The 20,981-nt window shown below is 37.2% G+C and carries 19 protein-coding genes; 11 read left to right on the top strand and 8 right to left on the bottom strand.

The window, feature by feature from the left end; all coding sequences use genetic code 11:
• Positions 1–693 carry a hypothetical protein gene (locus WG904_RS12890; protein WP_339579733.1) on the bottom strand — a complete coding sequence of 231 codons (693 nt, stop codon included), beginning with the start codon at positions 691–693 and terminating at the stop codon, positions 1–3.
• Between the two features lie 48 nt (positions 694–741).
• Entirely contained in the window at positions 742–2,214 is a 1,473-nt protein-coding gene (gene proS / locus WG904_RS12895) for a proline--tRNA ligase (protein WP_339579734.1), read from the bottom strand.
• Between the two features lie 104 nt (positions 2,215–2,318).
• Here proS and WG904_RS12900 point away from each other — a divergent pair, with 104 nt between their 5' ends.
• The 10 genes from WG904_RS12900 to WG904_RS12945 all read left to right on the top strand — a co-directional run bounded on the left by WG904_RS12900 (position 2,319) and on the right by WG904_RS12945 (position 13,712).
• Positions 2,319–3,242 (top strand): hypothetical protein, encoded by a 924-nt coding sequence (locus WG904_RS12900; protein ID WP_339579735.1) that lies wholly within the window; start codon positions 2,319–2,321, stop codon positions 3,240–3,242.
• Between the two features lie 105 nt (positions 3,243–3,347).
• Entirely contained in the window at positions 3,348–4,856 is a 1,509-nt protein-coding gene (locus WG904_RS12905) for an OmpP1/FadL family transporter (RefSeq protein ID WP_339579736.1), read from the top strand.
• A gap of 81 nt (positions 4,857–4,937) precedes the next feature.
• On the top strand, positions 4,938–5,141 hold the full coding sequence (locus WG904_RS12910) for a cold-shock protein (RefSeq protein WP_339579737.1): 204 nt from the start codon (positions 4,938–4,940) through the stop codon (positions 5,139–5,141).
• A gap of 107 nt (positions 5,142–5,248) precedes the next feature.
• On the top strand, positions 5,249–6,274 hold the full coding sequence (locus WG904_RS12915) for a ligase-associated DNA damage response exonuclease (RefSeq protein WP_339579738.1): 1,026 nt from the start codon (positions 5,249–5,251) through the stop codon (positions 6,272–6,274).
• Positions 6,271–7,893 (top strand): ATP-dependent DNA ligase, encoded by a 1,623-nt coding sequence (locus WG904_RS12920; protein WP_339579739.1) that lies wholly within the window; start codon positions 6,271–6,273, stop codon positions 7,891–7,893. Before WG904_RS12915 ends, WG904_RS12920 begins: the two co-directional genes overlap by 4 nt.
• A 20-nt stretch (positions 7,894–7,913) precedes the next feature.
• Positions 7,914–10,367: a ligase-associated DNA damage response DEXH box helicase gene (locus WG904_RS12925; RefSeq protein ID WP_339579740.1), complete on the top strand. Its 2,454-nt coding sequence runs from the start codon at positions 7,914–7,916 to the stop codon at positions 10,365–10,367.
• A gap of 58 nt (positions 10,368–10,425) precedes the next feature.
• A complete protein-coding gene (pdeM, locus tag WG904_RS12930; RefSeq protein WP_339579741.1) occupies positions 10,426–11,070 on the top strand; it encodes a ligase-associated DNA damage response endonuclease PdeM in 645 nt (214 codons plus the stop codon).
• Positions 11,071–11,107: 37 nt separating this feature from the next.
• Positions 11,108–11,719 carry an RNA polymerase sigma factor gene (locus tag WG904_RS12935; RefSeq protein WP_339579742.1) on the top strand — a complete coding sequence of 204 codons (612 nt, stop codon included), beginning with the start codon at positions 11,108–11,110 and terminating at the stop codon, positions 11,717–11,719.
• The gene (locus tag WG904_RS12940) at positions 11,712–12,467 is read left to right on the top strand and encodes a hypothetical protein (RefSeq protein ID WP_339579743.1); all 756 of its coding nucleotides are present in this window, start codon (positions 11,712–11,714) and stop codon (positions 12,465–12,467) included. Before WG904_RS12935 ends, WG904_RS12940 begins: the two co-directional genes overlap by 8 nt.
• 24 nt (positions 12,468–12,491) lie before the next feature.
• Entirely contained in the window at positions 12,492–13,712 is a 1,221-nt protein-coding gene (locus tag WG904_RS12945) for a DUF4097 family beta strand repeat-containing protein (protein WP_339579744.1), read from the top strand.
• A 23-nt stretch (positions 13,713–13,735) separates the two neighbouring features.
• Here the strand turns inward: WG904_RS12945 and WG904_RS12950 are convergent, their stop codons facing one another.
• From WG904_RS12950 to WG904_RS12970, 5 genes are read right to left on the bottom strand one after another with little or no spacing between them, the layout of a single operon-like run.
• Complete coding sequence (locus WG904_RS12950) at positions 13,736–14,365, bottom strand: hypothetical protein (RefSeq protein WP_339579745.1); 630 nt, start codon at positions 14,363–14,365, stop codon at positions 13,736–13,738.
• Position 14,366: 1 nt separating this feature from the next.
• Positions 14,367–15,635 (bottom strand): adenosylmethionine--8-amino-7-oxononanoate transaminase, encoded by a 1,269-nt coding sequence (gene bioA / locus WG904_RS12955; protein ID WP_339579746.1) that lies wholly within the window; start codon positions 15,633–15,635, stop codon positions 14,367–14,369.
• Positions 15,632–16,477, bottom strand: a complete 846-nt coding sequence (locus WG904_RS12960; protein ID WP_339579747.1) for a CPBP family intramembrane glutamic endopeptidase — start codon at positions 16,475–16,477, stop codon at positions 15,632–15,634. The genes bioA and WG904_RS12960 overlap by 4 nt, the downstream gene beginning before the upstream one ends.
• Positions 16,470–16,910 carry an NUDIX domain-containing protein gene (locus WG904_RS12965; protein ID WP_339579748.1) on the bottom strand — a complete coding sequence of 147 codons (441 nt, stop codon included), beginning with the start codon at positions 16,908–16,910 and terminating at the stop codon, positions 16,470–16,472. The genes WG904_RS12960 and WG904_RS12965 overlap by 8 nt, the downstream gene beginning before the upstream one ends.
• Positions 16,907–17,830 (bottom strand): cation diffusion facilitator family transporter, encoded by a 924-nt coding sequence (locus tag WG904_RS12970; RefSeq protein ID WP_431844432.1) that lies wholly within the window; start codon positions 17,828–17,830, stop codon positions 16,907–16,909. Before WG904_RS12970 ends, WG904_RS12965 begins: the two co-directional genes overlap by 4 nt.
• 266 nt (positions 17,831–18,096) lie before the next feature.
• Between WG904_RS12970 and WG904_RS12975 the strand changes: the two genes are divergently transcribed.
• Positions 18,097–19,293 (top strand): pyridoxal phosphate-dependent aminotransferase, encoded by a 1,197-nt coding sequence (locus tag WG904_RS12975; protein WP_339579750.1) that lies wholly within the window; start codon positions 18,097–18,099, stop codon positions 19,291–19,293.
• A gap of 301 nt (positions 19,294–19,594) precedes the next feature.
• On the opposite strand, the gene WG904_RS12980 is transcribed toward WG904_RS12975, so the two are convergent.
• On the bottom strand, positions 19,595–20,839 hold the full coding sequence (locus WG904_RS12980) for an ABC transporter permease (RefSeq protein ID WP_339579751.1): 1,245 nt from the start codon (positions 20,837–20,839) through the stop codon (positions 19,595–19,597).
• Between the last annotated feature and the right edge of the window lie 142 nt (positions 20,840–20,981).

The raw sequence follows: 20,981 nt of genomic DNA on the forward strand, positions 1-20,981 counted from the left end.
CTATAAATTATTTGGTTGTATCTCTGAATTAAATAAATAACCTAAGCGCTTACCTGTTGGATAACCACTTGCGGCTACGATTGATTGTTTTTGGTGAAGGGTTACCGCTTTAACCTGCGCAAAGGGCGGAAGCAATAAATCACTATTGATACATAATAGAATAGATTTTTCGATAATATCAGTTAATTTTTCTTCTGTAATCGTATTGGCAGCAAAATCTTCATATAAAAAGCCTAATGCGCCGTCGCCTTCTACGATAAAATGTTTTTCTTTATTCACCAAAATACGTGCTATTAACGAACCTTCATCCGATAACCGATTATATTTAATCGAATCGGCTAAAAAATTATGCACATAAATAACACCGCAATAACTTAAACTTTCATCAGCTTTAACATAACTGCTTTGAAATAAAGAATGTCCCGCTTCAAAATTAAACACATTACTATGCATCGAAATCATCAACATATCGCCAGAAAATTTCAATTGCGCTTCAAATTGATTATTTTCTTTATAATTAATTTCAACTGTAGGATCTTTCTGTGAATAATCTTGATGAAGCTTTGCTGCTATCCTAGAAAGTATCGTTTTAGTTAAACCAAATACTTCAGCCGTACTACGATAAATTGCCTGCTTTAAAGAAGCTTTGCTTTCTAGTTGATTCAGTATTTCTTTATAGTTATTTTCTTGCATTTTTTGATAAAATAGACTCTAGACTTAAGACTCATGCCTCCAGACTTATTAATATGCTCTCGCAAACAATACTCTCTGTATAGAAGGTTTACCCGTAACCATACATACGCCATCTTCTAATGTGTTGTTTAAAGGAATACAACGTATGGTAGCTTTGGTTTCCTCTTTAATTTTTTTCTCCGTTTCGGCTGTTCCGTCCCAATGTGCAGCAATAAAGCCCGTTTTACCATCTAATAAGGTCTTAAATTCTTCATACGAGTTCGCCTCAGTGATATGCTCTTCTCTAAATTGGTGTGCTTTATTATAGATATTTTTTTGAATCTCTTCTAACAAGTTAGCAATGTAAATATCCAAGCCGTCTTGAGGTACGGTAAACTTCTCTTTCGTGTCTCTTCTAGCCAATTCTACCGTTCCATTTTCCATATCTCTTGCACCAATAGCTAAACGTATAGGCACCCCTTTTAGTTCGTATTCTGCAAATTTAAATCCTGGGCGTTGGCTGTCTCGATCATCGTATTTTACCGAAACGCCCAAGCCTTTTAGTTTCACTTTTAGCTCATCAACAAAGCTTGTAATTTTAGCCAAATCTTCCTCTCCTTTATAAATAGGCACAATAACTACTTGGATAGGCGCTAACCGAGGAGGTAATACTAAGCCAGCATCATCACTATGTGCCATTACTAAAGCACCCATTAATCGTGTCGATACACCCCAAGAAGTTGCCCAAACATGCTCTAATTTTCCCTCTTTACTCGTAAATTTTACATCAAAAGCCTTCGCAAAATTCTGCCCTAAAAAGTGAGAGGTACCTGCCTGCAATGCCTTTCCATCCTGCATTAACGCCTCGATACAATATGTTTCTAATGCACCAGCAAAACGCTCGGTCGGAGTTTTTTTACCCTTAACCACAGGTACAGCCATCCAATTCTCAGAAAAATCGGCATATACATCTAACATTCTTTCCGTTTCCTCGATAGCTTCTTGTGAAGTAGCATGTGCAGTGTGCCCTTCTTGCCATAAAAACTCAGTCGTACGTAAGAATAAACGCGTACGCATTTCCCAACGAACCACATTGGCCCATTGATTAATTAACAAGGGCAAATCACGATACGACTCAATCCAACCTCTATAAGTATTCCAAATAATAGTTTCAGAAGTGGGACGAACAATCAATTCTTCTTCTAATTTTGCCGTTTCGTCGACCACAATATTCCCATTTCCATCATTTTTTAAACGGTAATGTGTCACCACTGCACACTCTGTGGCGAAACCTTCTACATGAGCCGCTTCTTTAGAAAAATACGACTTCGGAATAAATAAGGGGAAATAGGCATTACTGTGGCCGGTATCTTTAAACTTTTGATCTAATACCGCCTGCATTTTCTCCCAAATGGAGTAACCGTATGGCTTAATTACCATACAACCCTTAACTGAAGAGTGCTCAGCTAGGTCGGCCTTTATAACAATATCGTTATACCACTGCGAATAATCATCATTTTTACTTGTAATGCCTTTGCTCATAACTATTTGGAACGTTTTTTGTGTTAAATATCTTGTATAATCGAATACAAAGCTATAAATTTATACCTACAATTTGGTTGCACACACAAACAAAAAACACACATATGAACACTAACCATTTATTCACTAGTATGCTCGCGGTATCGGCCTTGCTCGTTACTTCCTGCTCAACATCGAAGTTGGCTAAAAATAATGCCATTCAAGACGATGTTTACAATACTACTGCTCAAGCCAAAGAATACAAAGAAGCGGCCCCAGTAGAACAAATCGCACAAACAGATCAAAGAACAGACGATTATTATGGCACAAGCGATCCGTATTACGATATGGATTATGCTACTCGTATTAATCGCTTTTATTATGCTAATCCATGGCGTACGTATTACGATGGATACTATGGATATAGCCCTTTCGGGTTCAATAATTTTTATAGTCCATTTTATGGAAATGCTTTTGGATGGAACGATGGATATTATAATAATTTCTATAATTCTTATAATTACTGGGGATATTATGGTGCGCCTTACTACAACAATTATTGGGGCTTGTACTCCTACTATAACCCGTACCTATGGGGCGGTGGTTACTACGGCGGAGGTGGTGGTTATTATGGTAATATCGGAGGTGGTATACGTAACAGCGCAAATTATGGCCCACGCCCCACTAGAGGAAGCGAAAATGGCATAAATAGAGCAAATGGTTCTAGTTATACCGGTGGTTCAAACGGTATTGGCGATAGAGTTTCTTCTGCTGGAAGTAGAGCTGAACGCTATAACCCTACTAATGGTTCAACTGCAGGCCGTCCAAGTGGAACAACAACCAGTTCAACACCAACCCGATCAACTGAAAGAGATTCTAGACCAACACGGTCTAACGATGCCCCTTCAAGACCAACCTACACTCCACCAGTACAAAGTTCTCCTCCTCCATCAAGCAGCAGCAGTGGCTCAAGAGGTGGATCATCAGGTAGCAGTAGTAGCGGCTCATCATCGGGTGGCGGCAGACCAACTAGAGGGGGTGGTAGATAATCCAAAATTCATATACATCATGAATACCATCATGAGCATACTTTTACAAGCTTAAAATATGCTCATGGTTGCTTTCATCGCATTTAAAAATCAAATCATACTTTGATGAAAAAAATTATAAAACTAGTACTGGTAGCTATAGTAGCTATCAATAGTGCTTCTTATGCACAATATACAAGCGATGCCTTACGTTTTTCACAAACCAATTATGGCAGTACAGCACGGTTTAAAGCTTTAGGAAATGCGCAGATTGGCGTGGGTGGGGATATGAGTTCGCTTGGCGCAAATCCGGCAGGTTTAGGGTTATTTACCCGTTCTGAATTTAGTTTAACTCCTGAATTTAACCAAACGGGTATAAACGCCACTTACCTTAATCAAAACATGAATACCACAAAAAGTCAGCTAAATGTAAACCAACTCGGCGCTGTATTTTTTAGCCCAACGTACAAAAGAAAAGGACAAGATACTAAAAGAGGCTTGGTAAGTATGGTATATGGATTAGGTTACAACCGAAACAATGATTATGGGAGCGAAAATAATTTTTCTGGCATAAACAAAACTTCATCTATTGCCGATTATTTTGCAGAAATAGCGGGATCATCTAACCCTAACAATTTAACTGAAGGAACACCTGAACGCATTGCCTACGATAATTATTTAATTAGTTATGATGATGTTGCAAAAAACTATTATCCAGAAACTTTTGCAGACAACACCACAAGCAATGCGCAAAGCAAAAATGAATTGAGAACTGGAGCAGTTTCTGAATTTAATTTTGCTGCAGCTGCTAATATTAGCAACCAAGTTTACATTGGTGCAAGCATAGGCTTGTTAAACATTAGATACAATAGTGATGCGCAGTATGTAGAAACCGGTAAAGCAAGAGAGTATTTGAATGATAACTTAACCGGCAATAACATTAATTACAAATTGCTATTTAATCAAAATCAAATTACCAAAGGTTCTGGCTTAAATGGAAGAATTGGTGTTATTTTTAGACCTGTAGAGGCCTTAAGATTAGGCGCTACCCTACAAACACCTTCATGGTTTGTCATAGAAGATAGTTATACCGAAACACTCGATAATCGTGGTACAGTTAGAGGTTCATCAGATAGCAAAACATATGATTTCACCTATAACTTGCGTACACCTTTAAAAGCATCGTTAGGAGGTAGCTATATTATCGCTGGTCAGGCCCTCCTCTCTGCCGATGTCGATTTTATTGATTATGCAAGCACAAAATTTTCTACAAATGCTGATTATGTTGATATTGTTACCATTAACGATAATAACACATCCGTTCGAAAAAATTTCACTACTGCTGTTAATTATAGATTAGGCCTCGAATATAAAATTGATTTAATTAGCCTAAGAGGTGGATATTCGGTAAATGGAAGTCCATACAAAACAGACGAAACCGGTGTATTCGATTCTAAAGCATACAGTGGCGGAATTGGCTATCGCACAGGAAAATATGCTATTGATTTAGCCTACCAACGTGTAGAGAACACAGGTACTGTTAGCCCGTATACCTTAAATAATGGCAATGAGCCAGTGGCGAATACGGTTAATACAAAAAACAATGTCTTCTTAACCTTTGGGGTTAGATTTTAGCTAAGCGATTATTTATCAAAATAATTTAACCTTTTGTATTGAAATTGTTATCTTCACTTTTTAATTTAATAAAAAGAAGTTATGACAGGTACAGTAAAATGGTTTAACGATGCTAAAGGATTTGGTTTTATAACACCAGAAGAAGGCGGTAAAGATATATTTTGCCACCATTCTGCAATTAAAGCTACAGGACAAAGATCGTTGCAAGAAGGACAAACAGTAGAATACGAAGTAAAGGAAGGAAAAAAAGGTCCGGAAGCTGAAAACGTAAGAGTAGTCGGATAATAAGGATAAGTTTTTTTATTTATTTATTTGATGCAGAAAATGCCACCAATAATTTGGTGGCATTTTTGTTTCAAAACATATTTATTTCATAAGTGTTATAGACCAGTATGGCCATCATCCAATTCACCAATAAGGGAATTTATTGCAAAAAAGGCAATTTTTACATCGATCCTTGGGAACCTGTAAATCTTGCAGTAACCACACATGGCCATGCTGATCATGTAAAATGGGGCAATAAAAATTATTTGTGCCACGAGCTTACCAAACCCATCTTAACTACCCGGTATGGCTTAGAAGATACTATTCAAACCCTTCCCTATTCTAAATCAATTAATATTAATGGGGTAAAACTGAGTCTACATCCTGCCGGACATGTAGTTGGCTCTTCACAAATTCGATTAGAATATAAAGGTGAAATCTGTGTGATTTCGGGCGATTACAAAGTAGAATACGACGGCATTAGCACAGCTTTTGAGCCCATAAAATGCCATACTTTCGTGTCGGAAAGTACATTTGGCCTACCCATTTACCATTGGGAAACCCAAGAAGTTATTTTTAATCAAATTAAAGATTGGATTGCCCAAAATCTGCTTAAACAAAAAACCAGCATATTAGTAGCCTATAGCCTTGGAAAAGCACAGCGATTGATTAAAAACCTAGCCGGCAATTATCCTATTTATGTCCACAATTCTATTGCCAATTTAAATGATGCATTTGCTAAAGCAGGTGTTAATTTGCCCGAAACTATCCGAATAATGCCTGAAACAAAAAAAGAAAATCTTCAGCAAGGGATAGTGATTATCCCCCCTGCTTTGGCTGAGGGTAAATGGGTAAAAAGCCTAATGCAACCTGCTATTGGTATCTGCTCGGGTTGGATGATGGTAAGAGCTGGAAGAAGATGGCGTAGTGCAGATGCAGGATTTGCCTTAAGCGATCATGCCGATTGGCCAGGTTTACTTACAGCGATTAAAGCTACGGAGGCAGAAAAAGTATTCGTAACCCATGGGTCAACTGCAGTTTTTTCTAAATACCTAAATGAAATAGGAATTGAAGCTGAAGAAGTAAGTACAAAATACGGTTCCGAAGAAAATGATGAGGAAGAAGCCCCAATTAAACCAGCAGAAACACCTTGAAACGATTCGCAGCATTGATACAACAGCTCGAACAGAGCAATAAAACGAACGACAAAATTGCCGCATTGGTAGATTATTTTAACACAGCAAACGAAAAAGATAAGCCCTTTGTTATCGCTATGTTTACGGGTAAAAAACCAAAACGCCCGCTTAATACTTCACTAATTAAACAATGGGCAATTGAATTAAGCACCATTCCTGAGTGGCTCTTCATCGAAAGCTATCATAGCGTAGGTGATCTTAGTGAAACCATTGCCCTCGTTCTGCCCCCTGCAAAAACCCAAATCGATAAACCCCTATATCGGTGGATTAATGAACTTGCTGCTTTACAAACACAAACAGATGCGCAAAAAAAGGATTTTATTCTAAAAGCTTGGAGTGGATTAAGCACGCCTGAACGGTTTATATTCAACAAATTAATTTCGGGAAATTTTCGGATTGGCGTTTCAAATAAAATGCTAGTTAATGCAATTGCAAAGCAAAGTAATAAAGAAAGCAGTAAAATTATGCATTCCATTATGGGAAAGTGGAACCCCAATGAAATTACCTACAAAGCATTAACTGAAGGCGAACATGTAAACACAGACAATTCGTGGCCCTATCCTTTTTGCTTAGCCTATGCCCTCGATACCACACCAGAAAATATGGGTTCACCCACAGATTGGCAAGCTGAATGGAAATGGGATGGAATTCGGGGCCAAATTATAAAACGAAATGGAGAATTATTTATATGGTCGCGTGGTGAAGAATTAGTGACTGATCAATTTCCGGAGCTTCATTTTTTAAAAGATCAGCTTCCTGATGGAACGGTTTTAGACGGAGAAATCCTATCGGTTAAAAATGGTGAAGTACAATCGTTTAGCACATTGCAACAACGGTTGAACAGAAAAACAATCACTAAAAGTCAGCTCGCCAACGCCCCAATTGGCTTCTATGCTTATGATTTGTTAGAACATAAAGGAATCGATATTAGGTTGAATGATTTGGCACAAAGGAGACGACTTTTAGAAAATGTAATTTTAGGTCTAGAAACCCAAAACCTAGTTTCTCTTTCACCCATAATTCAATTCGAAACCTGGGAAAGTCTGACCGAACTTCGCTTAACCGCAAGAGAAATAAATAGCGAAGGAATTATGTTAAAAAAATTGGATTCAGTTTTTCATAGTGGCCGTAAACGGGGCGACTGGTGGAAATGGAAAATTAATCCCTACACCATCGATACCGTGATGATTTATGCACAAAAAGGAAGTGGCCGACGGGCTAATTTCTATACCGATTACACCTTCGCCGTGCGTAATGGAGATCACTTAATTACCATCGCAAAAGCATATTCAGGGTTAACCGATAAAGAAATTAAAGAAGTAAATTCCTTTGTAAATAAAAATGCTATAGAGAAATTCGGTCCCGTGCGAACCGTGAAGCCTGAACTAGTATTCGAAATTGCATTCGAAGGCATTGCCGAAAGTAAACGCCACAAAGCGGGTTTGGCTTTGCGTTTTCCGCGCATCGCCCGCTGGCGAAAAGATAAAAAAGCAGATGAAATTAATACCTTAGACGATCTTAAGCAGCTACTTGAAGCTTCAAATACTACAGGTTTAAAATCCGAAAGCAAGCCCTAATCAATCATTTAAAAGCATGTATGCAAAAAACACCCGGCTATAAAAAAGTAATCGACTGGCTAAAATCAGATGGCAAAAAACCTTTCGATTTTCAAAAAGAAGCATGGCAATATTATGCCGATGGTTATAGCGGATTGGTTAATGCCCCTACCGGATTTGGTAAAACATTCTCCTTATTCTTGGCAGTTGTAATTGAGGGTTTAAATAATGAAGCCACAAAAAAAAACGCTAAAGATCGGTTACAGTTAATTTGGATTACTCCACTCCGCTCTTTGGCAAAAGATATTGCCCGTGCAATGCGAGAAACAGTGTTAGAACTGGGCCTAAACTGGCATGTTGCCGTTCGCAATGGCGATACTTCGCAAAGCGAAAAATTACAGCAAAAAAAATCAATGCCCGAAATTTTGCTCATCACTCCAGAAAGTCTACACTTGTTGTTAGCCCAAAAAGGCTCTTCTATGCTGTTTCAAAACCTAAAATGCATTGTGGCCGACGAATGGCATGAACTCCTTGGAAGTAAGCGCGGGGTAATGGTAGAATTAGCCGTTTCTAGAATTAAAGGCCTAAATAAAGGAAAAATGTTAAGAATTTGGGCAATTTCGGCAACAATTGGAAATTTAGAAGAGGCATTAGACGTAATTTCTCCAGACATCACTAAAAAAAGAGTAATCGTTCGCGCCAAACTGAATAAAAAAATCATAATTAAATCAATTTTACCAGATGATATCGAGACACTGCCCTGGGCAGGTCATTTAGGCTTAAAACTAGCTTACAAACTACTTCCCATTATAAAAAAAAGCGAAACCACACTCATTTTTATCAATACTCGAGGTCAATCCGAAATGTGGTATCAGCACTTGTTGAATTTAGAACCTGATCTTGCGGGTCGAATCGCCATTCATCACGGATCTATCGATTTCGAACTGCGCAACTGGATTGAAGAATCGCTACATACTGGACTATTAAAAGCCGTTATTGCCACTTCATCTTTAGATTTAGGGGTAGATTTCAAACCTGTTGACACCGTTGTGCAGGTCGGATCGCCTAAAGGTGTGGCACGTTTCTTACAACGTGCTGGTCGCTCTGGCCACTCTCCAGGCGCCACTTCAAAAATCTATTTCTTGCCAACACACGCACTCGAGTTGGTCGAAGCCGCAGCCATTAAAGATGCCGCAAAAAACAATAATATAGAAAGTAGAGAACCCATGGTTTTAGTGTTCGACACCCTGGTCCAATATTTAGTAACGCTGGCCGTTGGCGATGGGTTTAACGACCAGCAGATCTATCAGGAAGTTAAAAATACGCATGCCTTTAAATTACTATTGCCCGAAGAATGGGATTGGATGATGCAATTTATCACCTCTGGTGGCGACAGTTTAACGGCCTATCAAGAATTTAACAAAGTAAGCAAAGATCTCGAAGATGGACTTTGGAAGGTAAAAAGTCGACAAATTGCCATGCGCCACCGTTTACACATCGGCACTATCGTGAGCGATGCCATGCTTAAAGTTAAATTCCTTTCTGGGGGGTACATTGGCATGGTGGAAGAATATTTTGTTTCTAAACTAAAACCAAATGATAGTTTTACGCTTGCTGGTAAAATTTTAGATTTCGTACAAATTAAAGACATGACCGTAATTGTACGGAGAAGTAAAAAGAAAAGGGCGATGTCGCCAAGTTGGTTAGGTGGTCGCTTACCCCTATCTTCAAATTTAGGCGCCGTTCTTCGAAGAAAATACAACGAAGTTTTAAACCAACATCATCAGGATGAAGAATTGGATGCGGTTTATCCTTTATTCTTAACCCAACAAGAAAGATCTCATGTCCCCAGAGAAAATGAACTTTTGGTTGAGATGATTAACAATAAAGAAGGCTTTCATTTATTTGCTTATCCATTTGAGGGCAGGTTGGTACACGAGATACTTGCGGCATTGGTAGCTTATCGATTAAGTAGATTGGTACCGATAACGTTTTCTATCGCCATGAACGATTATGGATTCGAGTTATTGAGTGACACCGAAATACCTATGGATGATGCGATTGCCTATGATGTGTTTTCTCCAGTTAATTTAGCACAAGATATTAAACTTAGCATTAATTCTACCGAAATGGCAAGACGAAAATTTAGGGATATTGCTTGTATAGCTGGATTAGTTTTTCAGGGCTACCCCGGAAAATATGTTGCAAATAGGCACCTACAATCGTCTGCAGGTTTATTTTTTAGTGTTTTTAGTGACTTCGACAAACACAATTTACTATTGCGTCAAGCCTACGATGAAGTTTTTTATCAACAATTAGAAGAGCCGCGTTTAATGGCGGCCTTGCAACGCATTCAAGAAAGCATCATTGTAATTACCTATCCGAAGCGCTTTACACCACTTTCTTTCCCAATAAAGGTAGATAGCTTGAGGGCAAACATGAGTTCGGAAGAGTTAGAGCATCGGATAGAAAAAATGAAGGTAGAAGCCAAATGAGAATAGTAGTTGCTTAACTTTGTCAAACTATTCAATTTGTGGAGAAATTATCGAAAATATGAGCATAAGCATTACGATTTGTGAAGAGGAATTAACTTTAGCTAAAGAACGAGCATTATTTTTACCCAAACAAAAATTACTGGTAATTAGCGATTTGCACCTCGGTAAATCAGCTCATTTTCGGAAAGCAGGTGTTCAGGTGCCATCAACCCTTGCAAAAGATGATTTGCAACGGTTGGCGATAAGTATCGATCAATATGAGCCAGAAACTCTACTCATAAATGGCGATATGTTTCATCATGAACTGAACACGGATGTTGATGATTTTGAAAAATGGAAACAAAATTACCCCTTACTTAAATTTGTTCTTGTAAAAGGGAATCACGACCGCCTAACGAACAAACATTACAACGATTTAAATATTGAAGTTCACGAACCCAGCTTCTGTACCAATAAATTTTGCTTTATACACGATTCTACCCAATGCAAGGAAGAAACACTTTATCCTGTTAGCGGACATGTCCACCCAGGTATAACGGTATTGGGTAAAGCTAAACAACGACTTAAATTCCCTTGTTTTTACTTTGGAGAAAAATATGCAATACTGCCTGCATTTAGTGTATTTACGGGATTATTTAATGTAAAAGCTAAAAAAAGTGATCAAATTTATGCCATTACGCCTAGTCAAGTTATAAAGGTTTAAGGTTTTTTTATACCAACATGCAACATTTAACAAGAAATTGCGACTACCTTATAGAAACGATTTTTTAATTAACAGCAAAGCAAAAAAATTGGCGCCCATACAGAAAAAAACAGATCATGAATTAATTGCCCTATGTCAGGCAAACAATGATTTGGGCTATTCCGAATTGTATACGCGGTATGCAAAGCGCATTTATAACTCGATCCATCGAATCGTTTCGCATACTGCAGAAGCTGAAGATATTCTTCAAGAAACATTTTTAACTGCTTTTAAAGAAATTGGCAAATTAAGTGGAATAGCAAGTTTTGAGGCTTGGGTAAAAAGAGTGGCAATTAATAAAGCTATTTCGCATCTAAGGAAAAAGAAAATAGAATTTTCTGATTTAGATACTACAGAAATAGTTGCAGAGAAAGAATACGATACACACGAAAATGAGTTATTCGAAACCCAAGTAGATGATGTGAGAAAAAGTATAGACCGCTTGCCTCAAGGTTATAAAACTATAGTTTGTCTCTATTTATTCGAAAACATTCCACAAGAAGAAATTGGCGCAATGTTAGGAATATCGCATAATACGGTAAGAACTCAATACCACCGTGCAAAAAAGAAGGTTTTATTATCACTAAAAGATAAAATTTACCATGAATGATCCTTTAAAGAAATATGTACAAGAACACCGAGACGACTTCGATACGCTCGAACCGTCTGCCGACATCTTGTTTAAGCTTAAAAAAGAGTTGAATCAGGGTCCTAAAGAAAAAACAGGGATGATGCGTTTAATCGTTAACCAAAAGTGGTTAGTGGCGGCTTCTGTTTTACTGATCCTATCCATAACGTATTATTTTATAACGAATGATAACCATCAAAGCATAAAGACACCACAAATAGTTAAAAATGTAACTCCAAATAGATCAGAGGCTGTTATAAATGAAGCTGTAGAGATGAATAAAATAACACCTAAAATTGCGGTTAAAAAACACAAAAAGCAGCCGAAAGGCATCGATATGCTTTCTGCATACCACGATTTAACTGATAGCACCTCTGCAAGTACACGTTTAGCGGCTATTCTTAAGATTCAAAAATCGAATAAAATTAGCTATGATGTAATTGATAAAATGACAGCAACGTTAAACCACGATTCGAATAGCAATGTTCGATTGGCTGCTCTTAATTTAATGAGCAAATACGCACATGATAGTTACGTAAATAATGCATTTATGCTGTCACTCTCTAATCAAAAAGACCCTTTGTTGCAATTGGGATTAATGGAATTGCTTAAACAAACCGATAATCCTAAGCTCGACGATAAACTCTACGCACTTGCCACCGATCCTACAACGCTTTCTGAAGTTAAAGATCAAGCATATTTTATATTACTCAATCAAAATAAACTTTAAACACAAATTTTAAACACAAACAATATGAGACAGAAATTAATAATTTTAATCGCATTTTTAAGCGTTAGCTTATATGCAAATGCCCAAGAATATCGAGTGGCGAAATCGAGTGGCACACTCAAACTTAACCTCACTAGCGTAATCGTAGAAGGTTACGACGGAAAAGAAATTGTTTTTTCAGGGCAGAAAGTAGTAGATGAAGAAACTACAGACGAAAGAGCAAAAGGGCTTGTTCCAATTAGTTCTTCTAAATATGTTGATAATACAGGACTAGGAATTAGTGTTACTGAAAATGGACAGGATTTGAATGTAAATTTGGTAGCTAAAAAACCAATTGGTATGCTAACAGTTAAAGTTCCAAATAATATTAAAGTTTCAATCATTAGCAATAATAATGGTCTTTTCTATACCTATACTTCTGCAATTAGTACAACACATAGTAGTACCGACAGTAGCCTTAACCCAGAAGTTAAAACTAAAACGGCCAATGATATCCTGATTAGAAATCTAAAAGGTGAAATCGAGGTATCCGTGTATGCGAACAAGGTTAGATTAGAAAACAATACTGGCCCAATGAGCATTAAAACGGTATCAGGTCCCATCGAAGCAGTGTTTTCTGGCGAAATTAAAGGTCCAGTTTCAATCATCTCCGCTACAAATTATGTAGATGTTACATTGCCATCAACTACAAAAGCCAATATCGAAATGAGCAGTAATTTTGGAAAATTGTACGCAGGTAAAGAATTTAAAATAGATTTGGATAAGGTAGACGAAAAAAGCGTATATAGCATCAGTACAAATGGCGAGCGTTATGCAACAAGGCTCTCTGGCCTAGCTTCGATTAGAGGCGAGAACGCTACCTCAGTTTCTGGCATACAAACAAGAACAAAAGGTAAAATAGCTGCTACTGCTAAGCCTAAAACCGATGAAGTTGTAGTTTCAGGTTATGGAACAAACGTAATTGCTTCTAAAAATGAAAAAGTAAAAGATACCTTAAGTGCAATAACTGTTAATGGCATTCAAATCAATGGAAATGGGAACATAGCATCAACTACAGGAGTTAACGGACAAGTAATTACAGGGCCTATATATTTAAATGCAGACAATCTTGGTAATTTCCCTGGTAGAGTTTCTTACAATGCTATTTTTAGCAGCGGCGACAGAATAAAAGGCAAATTAAATGGCGGCGGTGTCGATTTAATCTTCAAATCGACCAACAAAAACGTGTATTTAAGGCAACAATAGCACCACACACACAAACTATATCGTTAATTGGCAGTTACGAAAGTGGCTGCCAATTCTTTTTGTAGGCTTTCCATCCAATTCATAAACATCTCTTCCTCTATTTTCACAATTTCTTTAGCATGCATTTCCCAATCTGGCGAAAATTCATTTAATTGATTTATCATCTCTTCTAAATGCCCCTCTTCCTCTAAAATGATCGATTTTACGGTAACTTTACTCTCGTTTTCGGTTAGTACTGCCTGATAAATTGGGTAAAGTTCGTCTGCCCTTACTTCGATGGCATAGGTTACAAATAGATAAGCAGCAAATTTTAAATCCGAGCCCGACAACTTAAAATGCTTTTTCAAATACCTACATACGTTAACATCGAGTGTATTTAAATAGTAGCGCGTGTGGTTTGGCACCAATAACTCGGCATTTTTATAGGTTTTGCAAAGCGAATCATTAAGTTTTGCCAACTGCTTTTTTAAATAATACGCATGGCGATGTTCTTCAGCAGCATGCTTTAAAATCAATAACGTTACCTCTTCTTTATGTTCGGCGGCAGAAATTTTTCTCGCTCCGGCATTTTCCATAAAAGAAAGCGTATTTAACCATTTTGTGTGCAAAATGGTATCTTTTACAATGTTCGAAAGAAGTGTAGCTAAGTGCATATTATATTTCGTCTAGGGCTTGAATAATTGAGCTGTAAATATACGTCAGTTCTTCGTTAGTGATAATATATGGCGGTAAAATATATATGATATTTCCTAAAGGCCTCAATACAATCCCTTTATTCAAAAAGTAAGTATATAATTTATCTCTTAACGAACTTAAATAAGTAGTCGATTCGCCCGTTTCCCACTCTATAGCGATAATGGTTCCTGTCTGACGACTCGTTTTCACTTTGGGATGATTTGCAATTTTCTCCCTAAATAATGAATGTTGATGTTGAATTCGCTTAATATTTGGCAACGTTTTTTCGTCCAACAAAACATCTAAACTCGCCAGCGAAGCTGCACAAGCTACCGGATTAGCCGTAAAAGAATGTCCGTGATAAAGTGTCTTTAACTTATCGTCGCTTAAAAAAGCATCAAAAATTTTGGCATTGCAGGTGGTTATTCCTAGAGGCATTGTTCCACCTGTTAAGCCTTTGCTCAAGCAAAACAAGTCGGGCTTTGCACTTAACTGCTCGCAAGCAAAGTAAGTTCCTGTTCTTCCGAAGCCAGTCATCACCTCATCGGCAATGCATAAAATCTCATTTTCTTGGCAAGCAGCTAATAATTGATCCAAGTATTTTGCCTCATACATTTGCATCCCCCCTGCCCCCAAAATTAGCGGTTCGAAAATGAAACATGCGAGTTGAGATTTTAGGTGAGAGATGTGAGATGTAAGAGACGATACATTATCGGCATTGGGCAAATCGATAAATTCCACATCAAATAACATTTCATTAAAGGGATCGGTAAAAATGCTTCTTCCGCTTACCGACATCGCCCCGAATGTATCCCCGTGATAGGCATCTTTAAAGGCCAATACTTTTTTTCGTTGTGTATTGCCTTTATTACTCCAATATTGAAAGCACATTTTTAAAGCCACCTCAACAGCAGTTGATCCATTATCACTATAAAATACTTTCTCTTGCTTTCCGGGAAGCAGTGGCAATAATCGTTCTGCCAATAGAACAGCTGGCTCATGTGTAAAACCTGCAAAAATTACATGTTCCAACTGCAGCAATTGTGCCGAAACTTTAGCTGCAATATGTGCATTGGCGTGTCCATGGATATTTACCCACCAGGAAGATACCGCATCAATGTATTTATTCCCTTGCTCATCTATTAAATAAACCCCCTCTCCTTTTACTATAGGCAGTTGCGGTAAGGCCCCCTTCATTTGCGTGTACGGATGCCAAATTATCTTTTTATCTCTTTCTTGTAAAGTCATAGTACGTGTTGTTTCAAGGGCTTGATAGTGAACTTAAAAGCCAAATAAATAATTAATAGTATGAGTACCAACGTGCAGCTTAACGATCCTTCTACACCAAATGTACCGCCCGAAAAGTAGTTTTCTCCAATGGGCTTTGCAACAAGTACACCGGGGGTATCGCTTCCGCTAACTTTATAGCCTAATAAAATTCCTTGAGTAAAATTCCATCCTAAGTGCATGCCTATGGCCCAATTTATACTACGATGATATAAAGTGAATAAGGAAAATAGCATGCCTGCCAAGCTAATATTAATCAAAGCTAGTGCTGTAAATCCAGGATTTAGACTATGTAAAAGTCCAAAAATTAAACCATTAACTACCACAGCTATCGCTATTGGATAAGTTTCGGCTAACACAAATAATTGGTAAGTTCTTGAAAACAGCTCTTCAAAAACAGCAACAATTAAAAAATATAGAATATAAAATAAGAAAAAAGCAAGGCTGATCTTACCTGGCGAAAAGACTACAAAACCTTGAAGCAGTAATAATCCTCCACATACCAATAAAATAATCATCCCCATTAAAGTTCCGCTTAACACTTCTTTAAACGCATTTTTTTTTGATAAAAAGAAAGAGCTGATTGTAGTTGGCTTATATATTTTTGTCATAAAAAATAGGGCAGCAAAAATCGAAATCATGAGCAAAGGTTCGGTAATTATCATCGTATACACCTCATCAAGATCTTTTATACCTGGTATCCATTGTAAAGCACCAACTGGTAACGAACAAACGATAACACAAATGATAAATACCACCAATTTCACAATTGGCATTAAGTAATAAAGTAGCTGCTTACGCATAATTCATTTTTTTCAGTAGACTAACCACCGTCTTATCTGTTCTAAAGGTTACATCCTTTTCTTGAAGGTTACTAATTTTGGCCCATCGAAAGGATTGAGTAGATTGTTCATCAAAATCAAATAATGTCGATTTAACATCCAGTTTCAATGGAGAAATCGGCTTAACGATATAATATACACTAATCACTTGACTCTCGTTAAACGAAGATTTCTCGTAAAAATCTGTGGTATAAAAATGAGAAAGTACTTCAATAGCAACATTGCATTCCTCCATAAATTCCCTTTTCAAAGCTTCGATTAATCCTTCACCGAACTCTACACCACCGCCTGGGAATTTTATAAAATCCATCCCATGCTCGCGTTCATCGCTCAGTAGCACATCGTTGCTTTCGTTAATTAGCAAACCGTATACCCTTACGTTAAAATAGCTCATTCATTAAAATGTTTTTGATTTTTGGTCGCATTCTCCATCGTCCATTTTATCTCGCCCTTAAAAGCTTCTTGTCGAACCAAACAATTTGGCATTTTGCAATAATTACAACAAGCAGGCAAACAAGGATCGGCGTGAATAAAAAGCTCCGTTTTATAATCGCCAGAAACATTTATGAGCTTGTCTATGTTCGATATTTCTTGATGCACTGCATTTAAATCGAAATAATAAGGCAGTGTTACATGACAATCAACATGCAGTTCTGCACCATATTGCTGTGCCCTCAAATTATGTACATCAATCCAACTACACTGCCTATTTTCTTGAAGTATTGCTACAATATCTTTAACTAATTCGATATTACTTTCGTCCATTAAGCCCCCTACTGAGCGCCGGGTTAGCTTATAGCCGTTAAAAATGATATACATGCCCAATGCAATCGAAATTACCCCATCTAGCCAATAAACCTCCGTAATTTGTATCAGGATAATGCCAATCACTAATCCGCCACTGCTAATCGAATCGCTTAATAAATGTTTTCCATCAGCTTCTAAGGTGATCGATTTATGTCTTTTCCCTGTTCTAATAAGGTAGAAACCAATCATTAAGTTAATTAGTCCGGTTGAAGCAATGATTATTGCACCTTCATATAATTGCGTTATTTCTTTCGGATAAATTAAATCATACCCAGATTTAAAAATGATGATAATTCCAGCCAGCCCAATTAAAACGCCTTCAACAAAAGCAGAAAAAAACTCTACTTTTCCGTGTCCGTACGGATGATTTTCGTCTTTTGGCAATGTGGTTAAATAAATACTATAAAAAGCGAACGAACTTGCCAGCACATTTACAATGCTTTCTGCGGCATCAGTTAAAATAGCATTAGAATTGGTTAAAAAATAGGCTACAAATTTAGCGAGCATTAAAAAAATGCTCACACAAAGGGAAATTAATATCGCTTTCTTTTTTGGTTGCAATGTTGAGGAATTATCATTCAAAAGTACGGTTTCGGCAGTAAACTTAGCTACATTTATTTTATATATACAGTAATTGCACTGTATATAAAGTAGATGCAGCTTATTCTCGTCCCCCCTTGAAATTTCTATTTTAGGGGAAATAATACTAAAAAGTAATTTTTTTACCTGCTATTGGCAATCGATTTTTATATTTGCCCTTTCACAGCAACATTATGACATTTTTATCCGAAAGAATTAATAACCTATCCGAGTCCGCAACCCTTAAAATGACTAAACTTGGTCGCGAGTTAACGGCTAAAGGGATTAACATTATTAGCTTAAGTATCGGTGAGCCCGATTTTAACACCCCAGAACACGTAAAAAACGCTGCTAAAAAGGCATTAGACGAAAATTATACCCGCTACTCGCCTGTACCGGGCTATCCTGAGTTACGTAAGGCAATTTGCGATAAATTAAAGAAGGAAAATAATTTAGATTACGATATTTCTCAGATTGTGGTGTCTACAGGTGCAAAGCAGTCGCTATCGAATGTAATATTAACCTTAATTAATCCAGGAGAAGAAGTAATTATTCCAACTCCTTATTGGGTTTCGTATTCTGAAATGGTTATTCTTGGAGAAGGAAAATCAGTTTTTATCGATACCACAATAGAAAGTGATTTTAAAATTACGCCTGAGCAATTAGAAGCTGCCATTACACCAAAGACAAAACTTTTTATGTTTTCGTCGCCCTGTAATCCAACTGGATCGGTTTATAGCAAGGAAGAATTAGCTGGATTAGTTAAAGTATTTGAAAAGTATCCGAATATTTTCATTCTATCGGATGAAATTTATGAGCATATCAATTTTGTAGATAAGCACGAGTCGATTGCTCAGTTTGAAAGCATTAAAGAGCGTGTAATTATTGTAAATGGTTTTTCTAAAGCATTTTCGATGACGGGTTGGAGACTAGGCTACATTGCAGCAAGTAAAGAAATCGCAGCTGCAAATGATAAGATGCAAGGTCAAACCACCTCAGGAACATGTTCTATTGCGCAGCGCGCAGGTATCGCCGCATACGAGCAAGGTTTAGAAACTGTTTTGGAGATGAAAAAAGCATTTGCTCGTCGCAGGCAATTGGTGTATGATCTGCTAAATGATATCCCAGGTGTGAAAACAAATTTACCAGATGGTGCTTTCTATTTTTTCCCAGAAATTAGTTCGTTTTTTGGAAAGAAAGATGCAGAAGGAAATGTAATTAAAGATTCGGCCGATTTAGCATTGTATTTATTAAACGTAGGTCACGTTGCAACGGTGGGTGGCGATTCGTTTGGTAACAACAATTATATCCGTATCTCTTACGCTGCATCAGACGAGAGTTTGGTTGAAGCGTTGAGAAGAATTAAGGAAGCCTTAGGGAAACTAGCTTAATCAGAAAAGCAAATTTACATACAAAGGAGAGCCATAGCTCTCTTTTTTTTGGCTTATTTTTTTTTAAACAGCGTTCACTGAGAATTTCACAAAGAACATAGAGGGTTTAGGTAATAGGCTTACTTAAACCGCAAAGGTTGCAAAGGGTATTTCAAATTTGAGTTCGTATTTAACACCACCCAACTTTGCGCTCTTGACGTTTAAAAAACAAGTTTTAAAGTAAAAAAACTTCCAGTTGGTTAAAAAACAAGCTCCATACACGCTGTGAAATTCTCTTTTTCTCCTGTTTAAATAAAACCACCTACGACCTTATCGCTTCTACCGGATCCAATCTCGAAGCGGAAAATGCTGGCCAGAAACCAGAAATCATTCCGATAATAACTGAAATCCCAATTCCAAGAACAATATTTTTAAAGTATAGGATAATTTCGATATCAAATCCATGGGTAAACACGAGGGTAATTAGATAAACTAATCCTAACCCCAATGCCCCGCCCATAATACAAAGTGCAATGGCTTCGAACATGAACTGAAGTAAGATAAAATAATTTTTTGCACCTAATGATTTTTGAATACCGATAATATTGGTTCGTTCCTTAACCGAAACGAACATGATATTCGCAATACCAAAACCACCTACTAAAATCGAAAATCCACCAATCACCCATCCTGCAACGTTTACCATACCGAACATTACATCGAGTGCACCAGAAATCATCGTCGTTTTGTTTAGAGAAAAATCATCTTCAGCACCAGGCTGAATTCGACGAATAGATCTCATCACTCCTTTTAATTCACTTTCTACATCTTCTAAACTGATATTATCTTTACCCCTCACGGTAACTTGTGGATTGTAACGTTCATTATTGATATCAAAAATTCCTTTTGCAAAATTTAACGGAATAAGTACATTTTTATCTTGCGACATCCCCATCATATCCTCACCTTCTCTTTTAAAAACACCCACAACCGTTACTCTCCTACCCATAATCTTAACCTGTTTACCTATTGGATTTTCGCCATCGAACAAACCGTCTGCAACTTCTGCACCGATTATACAAACCGGAGAACCCGATCTACCTTCACCTTCTGTAAAATACCTTCCATCCTGAAAATCAAGATTCCACGTTAAATTATATTCTTGAGAGGCCGCATTTAAGCCAATTCCTTCAACAGAGCTGCTTCTATATTTAATGGTTCTATTGTTCGTTGATACTTCAAAGCAAACGCCTTTTGCAAGTTCCAATCGATTTTTTAAACCATTATAATCTCTTAAAGAAGGCTCTGGGCGATTTACATACTTCCACCATGGAAAATTGTCGTTAAATATCCATGGCCATTTATGAACAAAAAGTGTATTTGATCCAAGCTTATCAACACTACTCTGTAACTTATCACGCAAGGTATCAACCGCTGTAAATACGGTAATAATGGTAAAAATACCGATAGTAATGCCCAATAAAGAGAGCATTGTCCTGAGTTTGTTTTGGCGAAGCGCATCAAATGCAAACCTAAAACTTTCGCCTATAAGCCTAAAAATTATCATAATTAATATTTAGACCAAAAATAGAACAAAAGGTTACAGATAATGCAGTATATTATAAAAAATACAATTGGTTAATTGTCAATTCGCTAATTAGTTGATTTTTTTGCACGCTATAATGAGCACATTGTCACATTATCAAATT

Origin of the sequence: Pedobacter anseongensis (assembly GCF_037482965.1) — a bacterium.
In the GTDB taxonomy this organism is placed as follows: Bacteria; Bacteroidota; Bacteroidia; order Sphingobacteriales; family Sphingobacteriaceae; genus Pedobacter; species Pedobacter anseongensis.